The sequence below is a fragment of the Bacteroides sp. 2201st1_D9_2201SCRN_220225 genome, from assembly GCF_040928965.1.
Lineage (GTDB): Bacteria > Bacteroidota > Bacteroidia > Bacteroidales > Bacteroidaceae > Bacteroides > Bacteroides stercoris.
Window position 1 is genome coordinate 1 of record NZ_JBCODG010000126.1, and the last position, 2,077, is coordinate 2,077.

2 protein-coding genes are annotated in these 2,077 nt (G+C 51.8%); both read right to left on the bottom strand.

What is annotated here, in order from left to right; translation table 11 throughout:
- Positions 1-1,110, bottom strand: a 1,110-nt coding sequence (locus tag AB5903_RS21670) for a hypothetical protein (protein ID WP_368118276.1), incomplete at its 3' end; no start/stop codon positions are given.
- A 14-nt stretch (positions 1,111-1,124) separates the two neighbouring features.
- Positions 1,125-2,075: a hypothetical protein gene (locus AB5903_RS21675; protein WP_368118277.1), complete on the bottom strand. Its 951-nt coding sequence runs from the start codon at positions 2,073-2,075 to the stop codon at positions 1,125-1,127.
- Positions 2,076-2,077: the final 2 nt, after the last annotated feature.

Genomic DNA, 2,077 nt, shown 5'->3' on the forward strand with positions numbered 1-2,077 from the left:
CAGATATACATTGCTCTGCCTTTCGGCGGCCTGAGTGCGCCAATAAAGGTTCTCCACAGACAGTTGCTCGTGCTTGTAAAGCTCCTGCAACGCAATGACTTCCGCCGTATGGCGTTGCTTCCTCACGCTGTCCGCCAGTTCCGTAAAACGCAGCAGAAGAGAGTATGCCTCATTGCACCGTCCCATTTTATAATACGCTCCGGACATATGGTTATAGGCATCTGCCTGTGTTGCCAAATTCGGGCTGGCAACGGCTTTCCGGAAATAATGGTAAGCGGAGTCATACTGCCCCAGCTTCCCGAACAAATCCACCTTATCGGCATACAGGCCGAGAATGGCAAGGGTATCTTTACGGGGACGTAACCCGATAGCTTTGTCTATATACTCCAGTGCCTTTCCGTTCTCTCCCATTTTGGCATAGATACTGCCCAAATCGGTATATACATGAGGTAATTGCGACGGCAGGGAATCTGCTATTGCCGCATCATAGGCGGCCTGTGCATAATAAAGGGCGCTGTCCAGCCTGTTCAGAAAGTAATAGCCGGTGGCGATATCGCACAACGCCAGGTTCTTGTAAAACAGATTGTCCATCCTCAACGCCGCCTTCAACGCCTCTTTGGAATAGCGCATCTTGCCCTCATACTCTTCCTGGTTCAGGCAGACGACTCCCAGCCATGTATTGACCCTGTAGAGCTGCTCGTCATTGCCGCTTCCCTGCAGGAAAAGCAAGGCTTTCAGAAAAGACTGCATGGCATCCTTCATGCGGTACAGCCGCCTGTCCAGGTGCGCCTTGCAGTACAACGCCCGTTCGGCATACAAAGAATCTCCCGACTCACTGAAATATTTGATGGCCGGCAGCAGCAATGTATCGGTTTCCGCATTCAACTGCTGTTTCCGGTGCATGGCTTCGGACAATAATAAAGCGTAGAGCGCATAGTCGCGGTCGGTAAGGTTGTTCTGCGGCTCTTTGATTTCCTGCATCACGGCGATAGCACTGTCCGTCTCTTTCTCCGCCATCAGTTTTTCCGCCAGCGCTACCCGGCGGTCGGGACCGCACGCTACCAGAAACATACTCCACAAAACAACCGAAATTATATGTTTATACCTCATCGTTCCAAAATTTGTCATTCATAAGAATCCATTACCACTTCACCGGTTTCCCCGTGCACAAGTATTACCTTCACTTTATCCGGCTGCACGGAGTCGCGTACATCAATCTCCCATAACGGCATATCCCGGCTTGCATCCACATAACGGTTTACACTGACATGTGCCGTGTCCGACAGATTTATGCCACGCAGTTTAGCAAATATATGAATATCCTGCCATGTATACAGAAAAGTATGCTTCTTTTTAACCTGCCCGGACGAACCCGCTGCCACCCCGGCCTGCACACCGGCAGAATAACGGATTTCATCCTGCGGCTGCGGATACACGGTTGCTACCGGATGTATTCCCTTGACGACTCCCCAGCCCAGCCAACCGTCCGCCAGGTCTATTTTCAGGTAAACACGTTCCGAACCTTCAAACTGCCGTGCCATGCGGGGCGACACATTGACACATGTGTACCGGTCTCCTTCCACAAACAGTTCGCCATACGAAAAGCTATTCAGCAGCCAGGAAGCGGAATAGCGCGAAGAACGGGATTTAGGCCTACGGTCGTGCACCTTGGCGGCTATAATCCTATAGTCGCAGGTTTTATCGGCAGAAGTAAAGCACGCATTCAGCCAAAAGAGAGAAACGACTACCACATTCGTACACAATGCCGACAAACCTGCCCCCCAGAACAAACCGTAAAGCATGTTTCTCCCCAGCCGCCTTGCTCCTTTCTTCTCGTCCCGGCCGCAACAGAGATACACATACAGCATCCGGCCCCCCATGCCGATAACGAACAGAACAGAAGCGACAACCGCATTCAGACTTTGATAGCTGCCCGTTGAAAAAGCCGTGCGCAGCAACCATGCTTCTTCCGGATGCCAGGCACGGCAATGCAGCAAAAACAGTACGATTATCACCGGAACTGCAATCTTCCACAAAGCAATCCTGCCCTTTCGCCCGGCAGACTCCGCCCGTATGC